18 protein-coding genes are annotated in these 19,185 nt (G+C 66.1%); 12 read left to right on the top strand and 6 right to left on the bottom strand.

The features are described from left to right. The first annotated feature begins 131 nt into the window (after positions 1-131). A complete protein-coding gene (hemC, locus tag ACZK0Z_RS19735; protein ID WP_197620390.1) occupies positions 132-1,043 on the top strand; it encodes a hydroxymethylbilane synthase in 912 nt (303 codons plus the stop codon). Between the two features lie 73 nt (positions 1,044-1,116). On the opposite strand, the gene ACZK0Z_RS19730 is transcribed toward hemC, so the two are convergent. Next, on the bottom strand, positions 1,117-1,893 hold the full coding sequence (locus ACZK0Z_RS19730; RefSeq protein ID WP_005411146.1) for a DUF481 domain-containing protein: 777 nt from the start codon (positions 1,891-1,893) through the stop codon (positions 1,117-1,119). 106 nt (positions 1,894-1,999) lie between these two features. Beyond that, a complete protein-coding gene (locus ACZK0Z_RS19725) occupies positions 2,000-2,602 on the bottom strand; it encodes a hypothetical protein (RefSeq protein WP_197620388.1) in 603 nt (200 codons plus the stop codon). A gap of 81 nt (positions 2,603-2,683) precedes the next feature. Between ACZK0Z_RS19725 and ACZK0Z_RS19720 the strand changes: the two genes are divergently transcribed. After that, complete coding sequence (locus ACZK0Z_RS19720) at positions 2,684-3,655, top strand: helix-turn-helix transcriptional regulator (protein WP_005411144.1); 972 nt, start codon at positions 2,684-2,686, stop codon at positions 3,653-3,655. Positions 3,656-3,681: 26 nt separating this feature from the next. After that, entirely contained in the window at positions 3,682-4,476 is a 795-nt protein-coding gene (locus tag ACZK0Z_RS19715; RefSeq protein ID WP_049429097.1) for a MetQ/NlpA family ABC transporter substrate-binding protein, read from the top strand. 177 nt (positions 4,477-4,653) lie between these two features. Here ACZK0Z_RS19715 and glpK read toward each other — a convergent pair whose 3' ends face one another. The 3 genes from glpK to ACZK0Z_RS19700 form a co-directional block, all read right to left on the bottom strand. Next, positions 4,654-6,153, bottom strand: a complete 1,500-nt coding sequence (glpK, locus tag ACZK0Z_RS19710) for a glycerol kinase GlpK (protein ID WP_197632734.1) — start codon at positions 6,151-6,153, stop codon at positions 4,654-4,656. 102 nt (positions 6,154-6,255) lie between these two features. Further along, positions 6,256-7,743, bottom strand: coding sequence for a glycerol-3-phosphate dehydrogenase (gene glpD, locus ACZK0Z_RS19705; RefSeq protein ID WP_049429099.1), 1,488 nt, complete (start codon positions 7,741-7,743; stop codon positions 6,256-6,258). A gap of 192 nt (positions 7,744-7,935) precedes the next feature. Further along, positions 7,936-8,571, bottom strand: coding sequence for an OmpW/AlkL family protein (locus ACZK0Z_RS19700; RefSeq protein WP_005411140.1), 636 nt, complete (start codon positions 8,569-8,571; stop codon positions 7,936-7,938). Positions 8,572-8,757: 186 nt separating this feature from the next. Between ACZK0Z_RS19700 and ACZK0Z_RS19695 the strand changes: the two genes are divergently transcribed. From ACZK0Z_RS19695 to lpdA, 3 genes are all read left to right on the top strand, one after another. Then, a complete protein-coding gene (locus tag ACZK0Z_RS19695; RefSeq protein WP_197620385.1) occupies positions 8,758-9,273 on the top strand; it encodes a DNA-deoxyinosine glycosylase in 516 nt (171 codons plus the stop codon). 167 nt (positions 9,274-9,440) lie between these two features. Beyond that, positions 9,441-11,153, top strand: a complete 1,713-nt coding sequence (gene aceF, locus ACZK0Z_RS19690; protein WP_197632733.1) for a dihydrolipoyllysine-residue acetyltransferase — start codon at positions 9,441-9,443, stop codon at positions 11,151-11,153. 107 nt (positions 11,154-11,260) lie between these two features. Next, positions 11,261-13,069 (top strand): dihydrolipoyl dehydrogenase, encoded by a 1,809-nt coding sequence (lpdA, locus tag ACZK0Z_RS19685; protein ID WP_197632732.1) that lies wholly within the window; start codon positions 11,261-11,263, stop codon positions 13,067-13,069. A 507-nt stretch (positions 13,070-13,576) separates the two neighbouring features. Here lpdA and ACZK0Z_RS19680 read toward each other — a convergent pair. Beyond that, positions 13,577-14,395: a hypothetical protein gene (locus ACZK0Z_RS19680; protein WP_197620382.1), complete on the bottom strand. Its 819-nt coding sequence runs from the start codon at positions 14,393-14,395 to the stop codon at positions 13,577-13,579. Between the two features lie 459 nt (positions 14,396-14,854). On the opposite strand from ACZK0Z_RS19680, the gene ACZK0Z_RS19675 reads away from it, so the two are divergent. From ACZK0Z_RS19675 to atpA, 6 genes are all read left to right on the top strand, one after another. Beyond that, complete coding sequence (locus ACZK0Z_RS19675; RefSeq protein WP_197632731.1) at positions 14,855-15,220, top strand: hypothetical protein; 366 nt, start codon at positions 14,855-14,857, stop codon at positions 15,218-15,220. Positions 15,221-15,251: 31 nt separating this feature from the next. Further along, positions 15,252-16,052, top strand: coding sequence for a F0F1 ATP synthase subunit A (atpB, locus tag ACZK0Z_RS19670; RefSeq protein WP_010481316.1), 801 nt, complete (start codon positions 15,252-15,254; stop codon positions 16,050-16,052). A 73-nt stretch (positions 16,053-16,125) separates the two neighbouring features. Further along, positions 16,126-16,431: a F0F1 ATP synthase subunit C gene (atpE, locus tag ACZK0Z_RS19665; RefSeq protein ID WP_005411133.1), complete on the top strand. Its 306-nt coding sequence runs from the start codon at positions 16,126-16,128 to the stop codon at positions 16,429-16,431. A gap of 106 nt (positions 16,432-16,537) precedes the next feature. After that, positions 16,538-17,008, top strand: a complete 471-nt coding sequence (locus ACZK0Z_RS19660; protein WP_005419512.1) for a F0F1 ATP synthase subunit B — start codon at positions 16,538-16,540, stop codon at positions 17,006-17,008. Between the two features lie 2 nt (positions 17,009-17,010). After that, on the top strand, positions 17,011-17,538 hold the full coding sequence (locus tag ACZK0Z_RS19655) for a F0F1 ATP synthase subunit delta (protein WP_005411131.1): 528 nt from the start codon (positions 17,011-17,013) through the stop codon (positions 17,536-17,538). 44 nt (positions 17,539-17,582) lie between these two features. Beyond that, on the top strand, positions 17,583-19,130 hold the full coding sequence (atpA, locus tag ACZK0Z_RS19650) for a F0F1 ATP synthase subunit alpha (protein WP_005419511.1): 1,548 nt from the start codon (positions 17,583-17,585) through the stop codon (positions 19,128-19,130). Positions 19,131-19,185 lie beyond the last annotated feature (55 nt).

The raw sequence follows: 19,185 nt of genomic DNA, 5'->3' as shown, positions 1-19,185 counted from the left end.
TCACGGATGGGTTCACGGCGTCCCCGCATGACCCCGCCGCCCCGGCCAAGCACGGCTTTTGCTTTGATAGCCCCAGCCACGAGGGGCTCCGCCGTTGGCCGTATCCGCGCCGAAGGCGCGATAATGACCGGATGGAAACCGTCCGCATCGCCACCCGCAAGAGCCCGCTCGCCCTCTGGCAGAGCGAACACGTCGCCGACCGCCTGCGCCAGGCCCACCCCGGCCTGCATGTGGAACTGGTGCCGATGAGCACCCGCGGTGACGAAGTGCTCGACCGCTCGCTGGCCGCCATCGGTGGCAAGGGCCTGTTCCTGAAGGAACTGGAGCTGGCCATGCTGCGTGGCGAGGCCGACTGCGCGGTGCATTCGTTGAAGGACGTGCCGATGGAACTGGACGCGCCATTCGCGCTGCCGGCGATGCTGACCCGCCACGATCCGGCCGATGGCTTTGTTTCCAATCTGTATGCCTCGCTGGACGCGTTGCCGATCGGTGCGCGGGTCGGCACGTCGTCACTGCGCCGCCAGGCCCAGCTGCGCGCGCTGCGACCGGACCTGGAACTGCTGGACCTGCGCGGCAACGTCAACACCCGCCTGGCCAAGCTCGACAACGGTGGCTACGACGCCATCGTGTTGGCGGTGGCCGGGCTGGAACGGCTGGGCCTGGGCGAACGCATCGTCGCGCGCCTGCAGCCGCCGCAGTGGCTGCCGGCCCCGGCGCAGGGCGCAGTAGCGGTGGAGTGTGATGGCGGCAACGCGCGCCTGATGGCGCTGTTCGCCGATCTGGATGATGCAGCTACGCGTGCCTGTGTGGAAGCCGAGCGGGCGATGAACCGCGCGCTGCATGGCAGCTGCCACGTGCCGGTGGCGGCCGTCGCGCAGTGGCAGGGGGATGACCTGCACCTGCAGGGCCTGGTCGGCAGCGCCAGTGACGGCCGTGCGGTGCGCGCCGAGGCCGTGGGTCCGGCCAGCGACCCGGAAGGCCTGGGCCAGCGCGTGGCGAAGCTGCTGCTGGACGATGGCGCCGGCGAGCTGTTGAACGTCTGAGGTCGCTGGATCGTGCCCACCAAGGTGGGCGCCTACCGGGAAAGAGAAACGGGCGCCTTGGCGCCCGTTCTGCTTACTTGAACTTGTAGACCACGTTCATCGTGGTCAGCGTATCGGTCTTGCGCTTGTCCTCGGCCACGTCACTGTTGTAACGCGCCTGCCAGCCGGCCTTCAGCGCCAGGTGCTCGTTCATGCTCACCGACACGCCGAAGTCGTTCTGGCCGAAGGTGTTGTACGAACCGGATTCGACCAGCAGGGTGTTCACCAGGTCGGTGTTGTCGGTGAGCGAGTACTTCATGTCGAACAGGCCGCGGCCGATCATGCCGGTGCGGGTGCGGTCGTCCTCGGTGCTGTGGGTGCGGCGCACACCGGGGCCGATCTGCGCGTCGAACGAGAAGCGCTCGGTGTTCCACAGGCGGGTGCCGTAACCCAGGCCGAACGAGCTCTGGCGGTCGTAGGTGGCGAAATCGTCGCGCTCGGTACGTACCGTCGCGGTCAGCTGGCGGTGCTCGCCCAGCTGCAGCGCGCTGCCGGCACTGCCGGTGTAGCGGTTGGCGGTGGTGTTGTTGCGGCGGGTGGTGGTGCCGTCGTCGCGGGTCTCGGTCACCTTGGAGCTGGAACGCAGGCCGGCCAGGTCCATGCTGTGCACCCAGTCGCCGTCGGTGTAGCGCAGGCGCAGGCGGCCGTTGAAGCTCTCGGTGCTGCTGTTGCCGCGTGCCGAGGCGAAGCCGAGCTCGCCGCCACTGCCGCTCCACGGCGAAGACATCGCCGCCAGTTCGGAGGCATCCTGTGCATACGCGAGCGGCGCGCACAGCAGCAGGGGGATCAGCAGGGACACGCGCAGGGACATCGGGGCTTCTCCGAAGCGGTTGACAGCCGGTGATGATACTGGAAGCGTGATGGCGGTCCGAATCGATCCAAGGCGCGCTTCAGCAGACGTTGCCGCGAACGCCCATTCAGGGCAGATCGATACGCAATGCCGGGTCGTTGAAGCGCGAATAGCGCAGGCGCAGCTGGAAACTGCGGCCATTGCTGTTGCCGCTGCGCACGATCTGCCTCGGCAGGCCCTGGGCGTCCACCCAGTACTCCAGGCGTTCGCCGGGCTGCGCGCCGCGCAGGCGGTAGTGACGGGTCTGGATCCCATCCAGCGATTGGCTGCCCAGATCCTCGGCCTGCAGGTCGGCAGGCAGGGCGTCGGCCGGCAATGGATTGCGCCACTGCTCCAGCAGGCCCGGCGGGGTGGGAACCTGGCGGATCGCGCCGTCGGCCTGCAGGAACATGGTGTCGCCAATGATCGTCTGCGGCCCGCCCGGGGTCTGCACCCGGAAGCGGTCGGGGGCGACGAAGTCCATGGCGCTGCGTACCGGCTGCGGTGCGCCCAGCACCTCCAGCTCGGCATGGAAACTATTCAGGGCCGCAAAGCGCTGGCTGGCGCCCAGTACGGCCTGCGCCGGATCTGCTGCGGGCACGGGGGCTCCGGTGCTGGCCGGCGCCGGCGCGCGATCGCAGGCAGCCAGCAGCAGGCAGGCCAGCAGGGACAGGGCGGGCAACCGGCGCATCGGGCGTTCCATGGGGGTGGGGGCGACCACGATAGCCCAAACGTCCCACACAAGACCCGCGACTCGGACATAATCGGGGGTATGGACCGATACGAACGCATCACCGCCCTGCATCGTCTGCTCAAGTCCGCGCGCTATCCGGTGACGGTGGCGACCCTGCAGGACAAGCTCGGTTGTTCCCGTGCCACCGTCTACCGCGACCTGGCCTTCCTGCGCGATGCGCTGATGGCACCGATCGAGGGCGACGGCGAGGCCGGCTTCCGCTACCAGGCCGACGAGAGCGACCGCTTCGAGCTGCCCGGCCTGTGGCTCAGCTCGGAGGAGCTGCATGCCCTGCTGGCCTCGCAGCACCTGCTGGCGCGGACCGGCGGCGGCGTGCTGTCCTCGGTGCTGGCGCCGCTGCAGCAGCGTATCGAGAGCCTGCTGGCAGCCCAGGCCGGTGTCTCCAACTGGCCGGTGGACCGTGTGCGGGTAATCCCGCACCGCGGACGCAAGTTCGATGAAGGCAGCTTCCGCAGCGTGGCCTCGGCGGTGCTGGAGCGCCGCCAGCTGGCGTTCGAGTACCGTGCCCGTTCCACCGACGAGCCGACCAAGCGCACCGTCTCGCCGCAGCGCCTGACCCATTACCGCGACAACTGGTACCTGGATGCCTGGGACCATGACCGCGAAGCCCTGCGCAGCTTCGCCGTGGACCGCATCCACAAGGCGCGGGTGGTCGACAGTACTGCCCGCGACGTGGCCGACAGCGAGCTGGACGAGCAGCTGGGTGCCAGCTACGGCATCTTCTCCGGCGCACCGAAGGGCTGGGCGACCATCCTGTTCAGTGCCAAGGCCGCGCGCTGGGTGGCCGACGAGCACTGGCACTCCAAGCAGCAGGGCCGCTTCCTGGCCGATGGCCGCTATGAACTGAAGGTGCCGTACAGCGTCTCCCGCGAGCTGCTGATGGACGTGCTGCACTACGGCTCGGATGCCGAGATCGTCGAGCCGGTGATGCTGCGCGAGCAGGCCAAGGCGCTGCTCGAGCTGGCCCTGAGCAACTACGAAAAATCCTGACACTCCCCCCGAGAACCCCTCCGCCCATGAAGAAGACCCTGTTGCTGCCCCTGCTTGCCGCTGCGCTGGCCCTGACCGCCTGTGGCAAGTCCGGCGAACCCTCGCAGAAGCTGGTGGTGGCTGCCACGGCCGTGCCGCACGCCGAGATCCTCGAGGTGGTCAAGCCGATCCTCAAGCAGGAAGGCGTGGACCTGGACGTGCGCGTGTTCAACGACTACGTGCAGCCCAACGACCAGCTGGTGCAGAAGCAGGTGGACGCCAACTACTTCCAGACCGAACCGTACCTGGATGCCTACAACCGCGACCGCAAGACCGACCTGGTGAAGGTGATCGGCGTGCACATCGAACCGTTCGGTGCGTACTCACGCAAGATCAAGTCGCTGGCCGAGCTGCGCGAAGGCGCCGACGTAGTGATCCCGAACGACCCGAGCAACAACAGCCGCGCGCTGATCCTGCTGCACAAGGCCGGCGTGATCGCGCTGAAGGATCCGACCAACGCCCTGTCGACCCAGCGCGACATCATCGCCAACCCGAAGAACCTGAAGTTCCGCGAGCTGGACTCGGCGATGCTGCCGCGCGTGCTGGACCAGGTCGACCTGGCCCTGATCAACACCAACTACGCGCTGGACGCCGGCCTCAACCCGACGCAGGACGCGCTGGCGATCGAGAGCAAGGATTCGCCGTACGTGAACTTCCTGGTCGCGCGGCCGGACAACAAGGACGACGCCCGCGTGCAGAAGCTGGCCAAGGCCCTGACCAGCCCGCAGGTGAAGGCCTTCATCGAGACCAAGTACAAGGGCGCGGTGCTGCCGGCGTTCTGATTGCGGCTGGTTTGTTGATTTGAATGGTGGGTGTCGACCTTGGTCGACACTGCCTTCCCTGTAGAGCCGAGCCCACGCTCGGCTCTGCTTTTTTGCGGCGCCCCAACAGCGGCAGCCGAGCATGGTTCGGCTCTACAGCGTCAACCCAGATGTCGCAGCAGGACGGGGGGCGCGGTTTCAATCGACGTGGAAGGCGAGGGTAGCCGCCACGGCCTGCTGCCACCCGGCATACAGCTTCTCGCGCCGGGCCACGTCCATCTGTGGCGCGAAGCGCCGGTCCAGGCCCCATTGCGCGGCGATCTGCTCGCGGCTGGACCAGAACCCCACTGCCAGACCGGCCAGGTAGGCCGCGCCCAGTGCAGTGGTCTCGGTCAACCGTGGCCGCAGCAGCGGCACGCCGAGGATGTCGGCCTGGAAGCCGGCCAGGAAGTCATTACCGATTGCACCGCCGTCGGCGCGCAGTTCGGTCAGCGCGATGCCCGCATCGGACTGCATCGCGTCGAGCACATCGCGGGTCTGGTACGCCATCGCCTCCAGCGCTGCGCGCACGAAGTGCGCCTTGCGGGTGCCGCGGGTCAGGCCGAACATCGCGCCGCGCACATCACTGCGCCAATAGGGGGCGCCCAGGCCGACGAACGCCGGCACCAGGTAGGCGCCACCACTGTCGGGCACCTGCGCGGCCAATGCCTGGCTGTCACTGGCACGGTCGATCATGCGCAGGCCGTCGCGCAGCCACTGCACCACCGAGCCGGCGATGAAGATCGAGCCTTCCAGCGCATATTCCACACGGCCATCCAGGCCCCAGGCAATGGTGGTCAGCAGGCCGTTACGGGATCGTACCGCCTGCGTGCCGGTGTGCATCAGCATGAAGCAGCCGGTGCCATAGGTGTTCTTGACCATGCCCGGCTGGAAGCAGGCCTGGCCGAACAGCGCCGCTTGCTGGTCTCCGGCGATGCCGGCGATCGGAATCGGGTGGTCGAAGAAGAACTGCGGCCGGGTGTGCGCATACACCGCGCTGGAATCGCGTACCTGCGGCAGCATCGCGCGGGGTATGTCCAGCAGCGCCAGCAGGTCGTCATCCCAGTCCAGCGTGTGGATGTTGAACAGCAGGGTGCGTGCGGCATTGCTGTAGTCGGTCACATGCGCCTGGCCGCCACTGAGGTTCCACACAAGCCAGCTGTCGATGGTGCCGAACAGCAGCTCGCCACGCTCGGCGCGTTGCTGCGCACCTTCCACGTGGTCGAGGATCCAGCGCACCTTGGTAGCGGAGAAATAGGCGTCGATCAGCAGGCCGGTGCGTTCGCGGACCAGTGCCTCATGCCCGTCGGACTTCAGCCGCTCGCAGATGGCGTGGCTCTGCCGCGACTGCCAGACGATGGCATTGTGGATCGGCTGGCCGGTGGCGCGGTCCCAGACCACGGTGGTCTCGCGCTGGTTGGTGATGCCCAGCGCGGCGATATGGCGCGGTTCGATCTGTTCGCGGGTGAGCAGTTCGGTCAGCGTGGCATAGACGCTGGTGAGGATCTCGCGCGGGTCATGCTCGACCCAGCCCGGTTGCGGGAAGATCTGCGCGAACTCGCGCTGCGCACTGCCGACGACGTCGCCAGCACGGTCGAACAGGATCGCGCGCGAACTGGTGGTGCCCTGGTCGATGGCCAGCACGTAGCGGGGCGTCATGCAGCGTCTCCGGTAGAACGGTCAGGGTAACTTACCCTTCTCTCTGTAGAGCCGAGCCATGCTCGGCCGCATTTGCACAACGCAGCCGAGCATGGCTCGGCTCTACAGGGTGGGTTGCCCCATCCACGCCTGCAGCCGGGCCACCTGGGCGGCGTCCAGCCGCAATCCCAGCTTGCTCCTTCGCCACAGCACGTCTTCAGCGCTACGCGCCCATTCGTGGTCACGCAGGAAGGTGACCTCGCGCGCGTGCAGGCCCGCACCAAGGTCCTCGCCAAGATCTTCCAGGCCGTGCGCGCCCTGCAGCAGCGCAGCACTGCGGCTGCCGTAGGCCTCGGCCCAACGCTGCGCCGTACAGGAGGGCAGCCACGGTGCCAATGCCTGCAGGCGGGAGTGCGCCTGCGCGGCGTCGCCCCAGTCGCTGCCCGGCAGCGGGTGGCCCGCTGCTGTCCATGCCGGTCCCATCTGCAGCAGGGCAGGGCGCAGCAGCTCCAGCGCTTCTTCGGCCAGCACCCGGTACGTGGTCAGCTTGCCGCCCAGCACGTGCAGTGCAGGCGCCGGGCCGGACTGCAGTTGCAGGCGGTAGTCACGGCTCAGCTTCGCTGCACGCGGGTCCGGATCGGCCAGCAACGGGCGAACCCCTGCGAACTGCCAGACCACGTCTTCCGGGGTGATGGGTTCGCGCAGGTAGCGATTGGCGGCCTCGCACAGATAGTCCACTTCGGAAGGCAGCACGCTGCATCGGGCCGGGTTGCCGCGGTAGTCGGTGTCGGTGGTGCCGACCAGCAGGTGGTCGTGGGCGAAGGGCAGCAGGAACACCACGCGGCCATCGGGTTGCTGAAGCAGGCAGGCACTGTCGTCGGGCCAGGGCCGGCGCAGCACGATGTGGCTGCCCTGTACCAGGCGCAGGGCAGGGCCGCCATCGCGCGCCTGCATCCGTTCCAGCAGGCCTCCTGCCCAGGGACCGGCCGCATTGGCAACGGCGTGGGCGATCACCGTTTGCTGCCGGCCGTCGGTGGCTTCCAGCGTGGCCTGCCAACGGCCCTGCACAGGGCGCAGTTCGACGCAGCGGCTGCGCACATGCACCCGTGCGCCACGCTGGGCGGCGTCCAACGCATTGAGCAGCACCAGCCGCGCGTCGTCGACCTGCGCATCGGCGTAGCTGAAGGCCTGCCGCAGATCCGGGGAGAGCCAGGGGCCGAGCGGGTCGCGTTGCAGGTCCAGTGCGCGCGAGGCGGGGAACGCCGGGCTGCGCCGGCCGAGATGGTCATACAGCCACAGGCCCGTGCGCAGCATCCAGCGCGGTCGCAGGTGGGGTTCCCATGGCAGTACGAAGCGCAACGGACGGACCAGATGAGGGGCCTGCCGGCGTACCACTTCGCGTTCACCCAGTGCCTTGCGCACCAGTCCGAACTCGCCCTGTTCCAGGTAGCGCAGGCCGCCGTGGATCAGCTTGCTGCTGGCGCTGGAGGTGTGCGCGGCCAGGTCATCCTGCTCGCACAACAGCACCCGCAGGCCGCGGCCGGCCGCATCACGGGCGATGCCAGCGCCGTTGATGCCGCCACCGATCACCAGCAGGTCGACTTCGTGCATCGTGCCTCCGTGTCCTGTTCATGTAGAGCCGAGCCCATGCTCGGCTGCTTTCTGGGTGGCCGGGCAAGCTCGACTCTACAAAAAAGCAGCCGAGCATGGGCTCGGCTCTACAGGCGGAACGCAGGTGACGGAAACGACGACGGGCCCCGCAGGGCCCGTCGCGTTACATCAATGAAGCCGGTACTGCCTGGATCAGAAGCGGGCGCCGATGCCGAAGCCGACGGTCCACGGATCCATCTTCGCTTCGCCGATCTTCTCGCCGCCGACCTTCACGTCCGGACGCGAACGCATGTAGCGGGCATCGGCACGGGCGAACCAGGTGGAGTTGATGTTCATGTCCACGCCGACGGTGCCGATCACACCCTTGGCATCCTTGAGGCGGATGTCGGAGCTGCTGCCGTCAGCCAGCGTTTCATTGCTGAAGCTGGACTGGTAGTAGCCCACGCCCACGAACGGACGGAACACGTTGTCAGCCTGGCCGAAGTGGTACTGGCCGCTCAGCGCGACCGGCTGCTGCTCGACGTTGCCCAGACGGGCATTGTTCGGGCCCTTCACCTTGTGGTCGAACTTGTCGGCGGCGCCCCACAGTTCAACGGCCCAGTTGTCGTTGATGTAGTAGCTGAAGCTGACGGTCGGCGCCGGACCGCCATCGACCTTCTTGATGCCGTCGATCGGATCATTCTTCGGCTGCAGCAGCGCGACGCCGCCAACCACGGCAAAATGCTTGCCCGAAGCGGTATCGGTGGAGCTGCTGTCCTGGGCGAAAGCCGCCGGCGCGAAGGCGGCGGAGGTCAGCAGGGCGAGACTCAGGATACGGATGGAGCGCATGGGGGTATCTCCTAGTGTTTCTTGTTTTGGGCCCCCGGTTGCGGGGCGAGCACACCGTAGTCGCCTCAACATGAATCGAATCCGACGCGCGTTAAAAAATAGTTTTCCTTGTTCAGCGAGCAGTGCGAAAAGCCTGTTTCCATGGGGTTTTCCGCGCGTGCCGACATTCATGCAGTTGGAGAAGATGTGAGCGAAGCAACGTTGTGCACCGGCCTGCAAGCGCAGGTGAACGTGCAATGCCGGGTGCTGTTGCTGGGCTCGATGCCGGGCGCGGCGTCATTGCAGGAGCAGCGCTACTACGCCCATCCACGCAATCGTTTCTGGCCGCTGATGGCTGATATCTGCGGGTTTGATGCGGGCCTGCCGTATGCACAGCGGTTGCAGGCAGTGCAGGCGGCAGGTGTCGGCCTGTGGGATGTCATCGGCCAATGCGAACGTCGCGGCAGCCTGGATGCGCACATCGTGCGCGGCACGGAAGTACCCAATGCGCTGCCGGCATTGATCGCCTCCCTTCCTGAGCTGGAGCTGATCGGTTGCAACGGCGGTGCATCGATGCTGGCGTTCCAGCGCTGGGTGCTGCCATGGCTGGAGGCCCCACCCCGGCTGATGGCGCTGCCTTCCACCAGCCCGGCCAATGCGGCCTGGTCGTTGCCGCGCCTGCGTGTGGCCTGGCAGCCGGTGGCCGACGCGCTGGCGACATGAAGCGGACATCGTCCGGACAATACGCTACCGACTGGTCGCGGCCGCACCCCATGGGCAACAGCCTGTCCCGGCTGCGTGCGTACTGAAAACACCTGTAACGGTTGGCGCTGGCCCCCGCTGGCCGCACAATAGACGTTTCCCTACACCAGATTGCCGGAGTTATCCCCATGGCCGAAATCAAGGAAGCACTTGTCCCCGATATCGGTGACTACAGCGATATCCCGGTAATCGAGGTGCTTGTCGCCGTCGGCGACACGGTCAAGAAGGACCAGGGCCTGGTGACGCTGGAAAGCGACAAGGCGACCATGGAAGTGCCGTCCTCGGTGGCCGGCGTGGTCAAGGAACTGAAGGTCAAGGTCGGCGACAGCCTGTCCGAAGGCAAGGTCGTGGCCCTGATCGAAGTGGCCGAAGGCGAAGCCGCCAAGCCGGCGGCGGCTGCGCCGGCACCGGCCAAGGCCGCTGCCCCGGCTGCTGCTACCCAGAGTGCGCCGGCCCCGGCCGCAGCTGCGCCGGCCGCTCCGGCCGCCAGCGGCGGTGCGGTGGAAGCGCTGGTGCCGGATATCGGCGATTACTCCGGCATTCCGGTCATCGAAGTGCTGGTGGCCATGGGCGACACGGTCAAGAAGGACCAGGGCCTGGTCACCCTGGAAAGCGACAAGGCCACCATGGAAGTGCCGTCTTCGGTGGCCGGTGTGGTCAAGGAGATCAAGGTCAAGGTTGGCGACACTCTGTCGCAGGGCAATGTGGTCGCCATCATCGAAGCCGAAGGCGCTGCCGCGCCGGCCCCGAGCAAGGCCGCTGCGGCCGCCGCTCCGGCCGCTGCCGAGACTGCTACCAAGGTTGAGCCGGTCGCCGTTCCGGCCCAGCCGGACAAGCTGGCCGCCCGCGAGATCGCCTCGGCCGGTGCTCCGTCCAGCCCGCCGGTGCAGTTCAACGCCGATGGCGTGCTGCCGGCAAAGGTGCCGTACGCCACCCCGGCCGTGCGCGTGTTCGCCCGCGAGCTGGGCGTGGACCTGCTGCAGATCAGCGGCACCGAGAAGGGCGGCCGCATCACCAAGGGTGACGTGCAGAAGTTCGTCAAGGCCGCCCTCAGCGGTGGCGTGCCGGCGGCTGCCGGTGGCGCCGTTGCTGGTGGTGGTGGCCTGAACCTGCTGCCGTGGCCGAAGGTCGACTTCAGCAAGTTCGGCGAGACCGAAGTGCAGCCGCTGTCGCGCATCAAGAAGATCTCGGGCGCCAACCTGGCCCGCAACTGGGCGATGATCCCGCACGTCACCCAGTTCGAACAGGCCGACATCACCGATCTGGAAGGCCTGCGCGTGGCGCTGAACAAGGAAAACGAGAAGGCCGGCATCAAGCTGACCATGCTTGCCTTCCTGATCAAGGCCAGCGCCGCTGCGCTGAAGAAGTTCCCGGAATTCAACGCCTCGCTCGATGCCAGCGGTGAAAACCTGACCCTGAAGAAGTACTTCCACATCGGCTTCGCCGCCGATACGCCGAACGGCCTGGTCGTGCCGGTCATCCGCGACGTGGACAAGAAGGGCGTAGTGCAGATCGCGCAGGAAACCGGCGAACTGGCCAAGAAGGCGCGCGATGGCAAGCTTGGCCCGGCCGACATGAGCGGCGGCTGCTTCTCGATCAGCTCGCTGGGTGGCATCGGTGGCACCGCGTTCACCCCGATCGTCAATGCACCGGAAGTGGCCATCCTCGGCGTCTCCAAGTCGTCCATCCAGCCGGTCTGGAACGGCAAGGAATTCGCACCGAAGCTGATGCTGCCGCTGTCGCTGAGCTACGACCACCGCGTCATCGACGGCGCCCTGGCCGCACGCTTCACCACGTACCTGTCGCAGGTACTGGCCGACATGCGCCGCGTGCTGCTGTAAGGCACCGCTTCGCCCCCACCGTGCGGCCGCTGCCCCTGGCGCGGCCGCGTGAACAGATGCAGTGACAGCCCGCCGGCCATGCCGGCCGGGCACGAGGAAAACCCACCATGGCCACGATTGAAGTCAAGGTTCCCGACATCGGCGATTACAGCGATGTGCCGGTGATTGAAGTGTTGGTCGCCGTCGGCGACACGGTGAAGAAGGACCAGGGCCTGGTGACCCTGGAGTCGGACAAGGCCACCCTGGAAGTGCCGTCCTCGGCCGCCGGCGTGGTCAAGGAAATCAAGGTCAAGCTGGGCGACACCCTGTCCGAAGGCGCCGTGGTCGTGCTGCTGGATGCCGAAGGCGCCGCCGAAGCCCCGGCCAAGGCCGCCGCGCCGGCCCCGGCTGCAGCCGCCCCGGCCAGCAAGCCGCCGGTGACTCCGTCGCACCGCGCCCCGGCCGAGCCGGCGGCACCGAAGCCGGCGCTGTCCAGCGGCAAGCCGGCCGACATCGAATGCGAAATGGTCGTGCTGGGCTCGGGCCCGGGCGGCTACACCGCCGCCTTCCGCGCCGCCGACGTCGGCCTGGATACGGTGCTCGTCGAGCGCTACGCCAGCCTCGGCGGCGTCTGCCTCAATGTCGGCTGCATCCCGTCAAAGGCGCTGCTGCATGCCGCCGCGGTGATCGACGAAGTCGCCCACGCCGGTGATTTCGGCGTCGAGTTCGGCAAGCCGACCATCACCCTGGACAAGCTGCGCCAGTACAAGGAAAAGGTCGTCAACCAGCTGACCAAGGGCCTGGCCGGCATGGCCAAGCAGCGCAAGGTCCGCAGTGTGCAGGGCGTGGGCAAGTTCGTTTCCGCCAACGAGCTGGAAATCACCGCCGCTGACGGCAGCACCCAGCTGCTGCGCTTCCAGAAGTGCATCATCGCCGCCGGTTCGCAGGCGGTGAAGCTGCCGAACTTCCCGTGGGACGACAAGCGCGTGATGGATTCCACCGACGCGCTGGAGCTGGCCGACGTGCCGGCCTCGCTGCTGGTCGTCGGCGGCGGCATCATCGGCCTGGAAATGGCCACCGTGTATGGCGCGCTGGGCAGCAAGGTCACCGTGGTCGAGTTCATGGACCAGCTGATGCCGGGCGCCGACAAGGACCTGGTCAAGCCGCTGGCCGACCGCCTGAAGAAGCAGGGCATCGACGTGCACCTGAAGACCAAGGCCTCGGGCGTCACCGGCGATGCCAAGGGCATCACCGTCACCTTCGAAGCCGCCGAGGAAGGCCAGGCGCCTGCGTTGGCGCAGGGCACCTTCGACCGTGTGCTGGTGGCCGTGGGCCGCTCGCCGAACGGCAAGAAGATCGATGCCGAGAAGGCCGGCGTGCAGGTCACCGACCGTGGCTTCATTCCGGTTGACCGTCAGATGCGCACCAACGTGCCGCACATCTTTGCCATCGGCGACATCGTCGGCAACCCGATGCTGGCGCACAAGGCCACGCACGAGGGCAAGCTGGCCGCTGAAGTGGCTGCCGGCCACAAGAAGGAGTGGGTGGCGCGCGTGATTCCGTCGGTGGCCTACACCAACCCGGAAATCGCCTGGGTCGGCGTGACCGAGACCGAAGCCAAGGCCAAGGGCCTGAAGGTGGGCGTGGCCAAGTTCCCGTGGGCCGCCAGCGGCCGCGCGATCGGCATCGGCCGTACCGAAGGCTTCACCAAGCTGATCTTCGACGAAGAGACCCACCGCATCATCGGTGGCGCGATCGTTGGCGTGCATGCCGGCGACCTGCTGGCCGAGATCGGCCTGGCCATCGAGATGGGTGCGGAAGCCGAAGACATCGGCCACACCATCCACGCGCACCCGACGCTGAGCGAATCGGTGGCGATGGCCTCGGAAATCTACGACGGCACGATCACCGATCTGTACATGCCGAAGAAGAAGTAAGGCGCCCGCGCCGTTCCAAACGAAAAGCCCCGGTTCCTGCCGGGGTTTTTTGTTGGCTGCAGGAATATCTTCGGCTGTTGTCATCGCGAGGGTCCGGGCCACTGCGCGGGTGGCAGGCATTTCGACAAATGTCCCCCGTCGCCCGCCTGCGGCGGTCGCCTCCTCCTTTACTTTGTCCAAACGCCTGCCACCCGCGCAGCGGCTCGGCTTGCGGACGGTCTAGCCGCAGAGCCACTGCAACAGCCGCCGTGATGCCCAGCTTCGGTAGAGTCGACTGTTAGTCGACTTGCGCGCGCAGCGCGGGTTCTTCCGCATCACGACTGAAAGCAGTCGACTAACAGTCGACTCTACCCAGCCGACTCTACCCAGCCGACTCTACCCAGCCGACTCTACCCAGCCGACTCTACCCAGCCGACTCTACCCATAGCTCCGCGTCGCAAACAAAAAAGCGCGGCCCCGATGTTCAGGAGGCCGCGCCAGGAGAGAGCGTGTGGAAGGAGCGGGGGATCAGAACACGAAGCTGACGCCTGCCACCGGGCCCTTGAATTCCTGCTTCAGGCCGATGGTGCCGTCGCTGCCCTTCTTGTCCGCATCGAGCTTGAACCAGTCGTAGCCGGCGAACACGCCGAAGTTCCTGGTGAAGCGGTAGTCGACGATGGCGTTGGCGCGGCTCAGGTCGCCCTTGTAGTCGTCGAAGCTGCCCCAGCGCGTGTTGAGGTACTGGCCCTGCAGCGTGATCATCCACTTCTCCGACGGAGTGAAGCTCAGTCGTGCGCCGACCACCGGTGCTACGCCGTCGGTCTTTTCGTTGAGGAACTGGCCTTCGTAGACGGTGCCCAGATCCGCGTATGCCTTGGTGCTGACCTTGGCGTACTCGGCACCCAGCTGCAGGCCGAGATCGAAGGTGTCGGTGTCCACCACCGAGTAGTCATAGACCAGGCTGGCCACCTGGTACTTCAGCTCGCCCTTGACGAAGCTGCCGGACGGCACGTTGACGTCACCGAAGGAAATGTCCTGGCCGAGGGTCTCGCGACGGTCCTTGTCGTACTTGAAGTAGTTGAACAGCAGGCGCTGGCGGTTGCTGATGCGGAACATGCCGTCGATGCGCGGCTCCCATTCCTTGCCCCCCAGCTTGAAGTCCTCCGAGAAGCCGATGTCCTGGCCGGCGACGTTGGTCTTGCCACGCAGGGTATTGTCCGAGTCGATGTTCATCGCACCCAGGCGCAGGGCGAAGCGATCATCGCCTTCGGCGGCGTGGGCGGCAGTGGCGAACGAAGCGCCGGCGGCAAGCAGGGAGAGGGCGAGCAGGGTGGGAACGGAGCGCATCGAAGAGTCCTTGCAGTGGTTCATCAGAATGAAATCCACTGTGCCGGACAGGCGCGTCCACCATCCGTGAACGTATGGTCCACGCGATGTGCACGGTTCAGCGCTGTCGCCACGATGCAAAAAGATGGCCCCGGAGCCGGGCTTCGGGGCCATCGTGGGACCTGCGGGGCGGAGCGTCGACGAGGTTGCTGCAGGCAGGTCGAAAGATCGGACCGGTGCGTTGGGCGAAAGTTCCGCCGGATGCGACCAAAGTTCAATATTGCGCCGCAGCATCATACGGACGTCATTGTCCCCCGGGTGGCACGCAAAAATGTAACCGTTACCGCAACTTGCGGCTTCCCGGGATGAACAGGCAGCGGTTGTCTCGCAAATTGTCCCATTGCTATAATTTGGCGGCTCGATGAGGCCCCCCTGCTTTAGCCGCCTCAGCCCTCCACTTGCAACCACGCGGGACGTCCTGTGCTGAACTCCGTTGCTGCGGGTCGGCGACTGATGCTGCGCGCCGCGGTCTACCCGCTGGCCGCGGTCGCTGTCCTGGCCCTGGCCTTCCTGCTGGTGGGTCCGAAATACGCCCTCGGCGCGCTGGCGTCCGGTGTGGCCATTTCGGCCGGTGGCTGGGTGGCGGCGCGGATGGCACTGGGCGGGGGAGCGGTGGCAGCAGGATCGGCGATGGCTCGCCTGATCATTGCGATCGTAGCCAAGTGGGTCGTGGTTTTCGGCGTCCTGCTGGTGGGGTTCCTGGTCTTCAAGCTGCCTGCATTGGCGCTGTTGGCCGGTATCGCCGTCGGCTTGATGTTCCAGGTCCTGGCGATGGCCAGGCGTTGACAGAATTCAATTAACTGAAGGTTCCGGACACATGGCGGGCGAGGCTCTAACCCCTACCAGCTACATCCAGCATCACCTGCACAACCTGACCGCGCCGGTCGGCAAGGGTGAGGGTATGTTCTGGCATATCCACGTCGATACCTTCCTCACCGCGGTCCTGATGGGCCTGGTGATCGTTGTCGCGTTCTGGCTGGGCACCCGCAAGGCCACCGCCGGTGTGCCGGGCAAGTGGCAGGCCTTCGTGGAAATCTGCCTGGAGTTCGTCGACCGCCAGGCCAAGGACACCTACCACGGCAAGAGCAAGCTGGTCACGCCGATCGCCATCACCATCTTCTTCTGGATTCTGCTGATGAATCTGCTGAAGATGATCCCGGCCGATTTCATCGCCAAGCCGCTGGAATGGGTGGGCGTGCACTACTGGAAGCCGGTCCCGACCGCTGACGTCAATGCCACCCTGGGCATGGCCATCAGCGTGTTCTTCCTGATGCTGTTCTTCGCACTGAAGTCGAAGGGCCTTGGCGGCTTCATCAAGGAATTCCTGACGGCGCCGTTCGGCAAGTGGATGATGCCGTTCAACCTGATCCTCAACATCGTCGAGTGGCTGAGCAAGCCGATCTCGCTGGCGATGCGACTGTTCGGCAACATGTTCGGCGGCGAAATCGTGTTCCTGCTGATCTGGGTGCTGGGTGGTGCCGGTTTCTTCGGTGCCATTGCCGGTGGTGTGTTCGGCCTCGGCTGGATGCTGTTCCACCTGCTGGTGATCCCGCTGCAGGCCTTCATCTTCATGATGCTGTCGATCGTGTACCTGAGCCTGTCGGAAGACGCTCACTGAGTTTCAAGCTTCAACGCGTTTCAACCTTCATCCGTTTCATCACCCTTAGCAACTTAAGTTCCTGGAGATAACCATGTACTTCGCCGTCCTGACCAACTTCGCGCAGATTCAGAGCTCCACCGCCCTTGCCGTCGGCATCATGATCGGCCTGGCCGCGCTGGGCGCCGGTCTGGGTCTGGCCATCATGGCTGGTAAGTTCCTGGAGTCGGCCGCCCGCCAGCCGGAACTGATCCCGGTCCTGCAGGTCCGCATGTTCATCACCGCCGGCCTGATCGACGCCGCGTTCATCATCTCGGTCGCCGTCGGCCTGCTGCTGGCCTTCGCCAACCCGCTGTCGGCTGCCTTCGCTGGCGCCGTCACCAAGGCTCTGGCCGGCTGATACAGCGGTTTGAGACGACCGGGTGCTGATGCACCCGGTTTCGGATGAAGGCCGGATGCGCCGCTACGGCGGCGCGTCCACCCCGAAACCAGCGATCGAGCTAACCATGAATATCAATTTCACCCTTCTTGCGCAGGCGCTGGCCTTCGCTGGTCTGATCTGGATCATCGCGACCAAGATCTGGCCGCCGCTGATGAACGCGATCGAAGAGCGCCAGCAGAAGATTGCTGAAGGCCTCGCTGCTGCCGACCGCAGCCAGAAAGATCTGGCCCAGGCGCAGGAGAAGGTCAACGAAGCGCTGAAGGAAGCACGCACCAAGGCCAACGAGATCATCGATCAGGCCCACGCACGTGCCAACCAGATCGTCGATGCTGCCCGCAACGAAGCGATCACCGAAGCCACCCGTCAGAAGGAACTGGCCCAGGCTGAAATCGACGCCGCCGCCAACCGTGCCCGTGAAGATCTGCGCAAGCAGGTGTCCGCGCTGGCCGTGACCGGTGCCGAAAAGCTGCTCAAGCGCGAAATCGACGCCAACGCCCACAAGGCGCTGCTCGACGAGCTGGCCTCGGAGATCTAAGGATGAGCCAGGCCCTCACGCTTGCCCGCCCGTACGCCCGCGCCGCGTTCGCGACCGCGCGCGACGAAGGCGCGTTCGCGCCGTGGTCGGACGCCCTGGCGTTCTCCGCCCACGTCGCCGCCGACCCGCGCGTGGCGGCCCTGCTCGCCAACCCGGAGCTGGGTCGTGACGACGCCGTCGCCCTGCTGGCGCCGGTGTCGCACGGCGAGACCTACTCGCGCTTCCTGGCCATCCTGGCCGAATCGCATCGTCTGCCGCTGCTGCCGGAAATCTCCGGCATGTTCGACGCCCTGCGCGCCGAAGCCGAGCACGTGGTCAAGGCCACCGTCACCTCGGCCGCCGAACTGTCGGCCGGTGAACTGGACGCGATCAAGGTCGCGCTGCGCAAGCGCTTCAACCGCGAGGTCGACGTGACCACCGCGGTCGATGCCTCGCTGATCGGCGGCGCCGTGATCGACGCCGGCGACGTGGTCATCGATGGTTCGCTGAAGGGCAAGCTGGCCCGTCTGCAGACCGCGCTCGCTAACTGAATTCATTTAACGTCCGGCCCCGCTGCCGGCACTAGGACTTGACGATGGCAACCACGCTCAACCCCTCCGAAATCAGCGAACTGATCAAGAACCGCATCGAGAAGGTCAAGCTGGCCGCGGAATCGCGCAACGAAGGCACCGTGACCAGCGTGTCCGACGGCATCGTGCGCATCTTCGGTCTGGCCGACGTGATGCAGGGCGAAATGATCGAACTGCCGAACAACACCTTCGCACTGGCCCTGAACCTGGAGCGCGACTCGGTCGGCGCCGTGGTCCTGGGTGACTACGAGCACCTGCGCGAAGGTGACGTCGCCAAGACCACCGGCCGCATCCTGGAAGTGCCGGTCGGTCCGGAACTGCTGGGCCGCGTCGTGAACGCGCTGGGCGAGCCGATCGACGGCAAGGGCCCGCTGGGCACCGACCTGACCGCTCCGGTGGAGCGCGTTGCTCCGGGCGTGATCTGGCGCAAGTCGGTCGACCAGCCGGTGCAGACGGGTTACAAGTCGGTCGACTCGATGATCCCGATCGGCCGTGGCCAGCGCGAGCTGATCATCGGCGACCGCCAGACCGGCAAGACCGCGATGGCGATCGATGCGGTGATCAACCAGAAGGGCACCGGCATCAAGTGCGTGTACGTTGCGATCGGCCAGAAGGCTTCGACCATCGCCAACATCGTGCGCAAGCTGGAAGAGAACGGCGCGCTGGCCCACACCATCGTGGTGGCCGCGACCGCTTCCGAATCGGCTGCCATGCAGTACATCAGCGCCTACTCGGGCTGCACCATGGGTGAGTACTTCATGGACCGCGGCGAAGACGCGCTGATCGTGTACGACGATCTGTCCAAGCAGGCCGTCGCCTACCGCCAGATCTCGCTGCTGCTGAAGCGCCCGCCGGGTCGTGAAGCCTACCCGGGTGACGTGTTCTACCTGCACTCCCGTCTGCTTGAGCGCGCAGCCCGCGTGTCCGAGGAGTACGTCGAGAAGTTCACCGAAGGCAAGGTCACCGGCAAGACCGGTTCGCTGACCGCGCTGCCGATCATCGAAACCCAGGCCGGCGACGTGTCCGCCTTCGTTCCGACCAACGTGATCTCGATCACCGACGGCCAGATCTTCCTGGAAACCGACCTGTTCAACGCCGGCATCCGCCCGGCCGTGAACGCGGGTATCTCGGTGTCGCGCGTCGGTGGCTCGGCCCAGACCAAGATCATCAAGAAGCTGTCGGGCGGCATCCGTATCTCGCTGGCCCAGTACCGCGAGCTGGCTGCGTTCGCGCAGTTCGCCTCGGACCTGGACGAAGCGACCCGCAAGCAGCTGGAGCGTGGCCAGCGCGTCACCGAGCTGATGAAGCAGAAGCAGTACGCGCCGATGTCGATCGCCAACCAGGCGCTGTCGATCTACGCCGTCAACGAGGGTTACCTCGACGACGTGCCGGTCAACAAGCTGCTGGCGTTCGAAGAAGGCTTGCACGCCCACTTCGCCAACACCCAGGGCGAGCTGATCAGCAAGGTCAACGCCACCGGCGGTTGGGACAACGACATCGAAGGTGCCTTCAAGAAGGGCATCGCCGAGTTCAAGACCACCGGCAGCTGGTAATCGCGGTCCTGTAGAGCGGAGCCGCTGGCTCCGCTGGACCAGATGACAAACGGTT

It is taken from the genome of Stenotrophomonas sp. 116085_Sma, from assembly GCF_056479585.1.
This window is presented reverse-complemented; position numbering and strand designations above follow the sequence as displayed.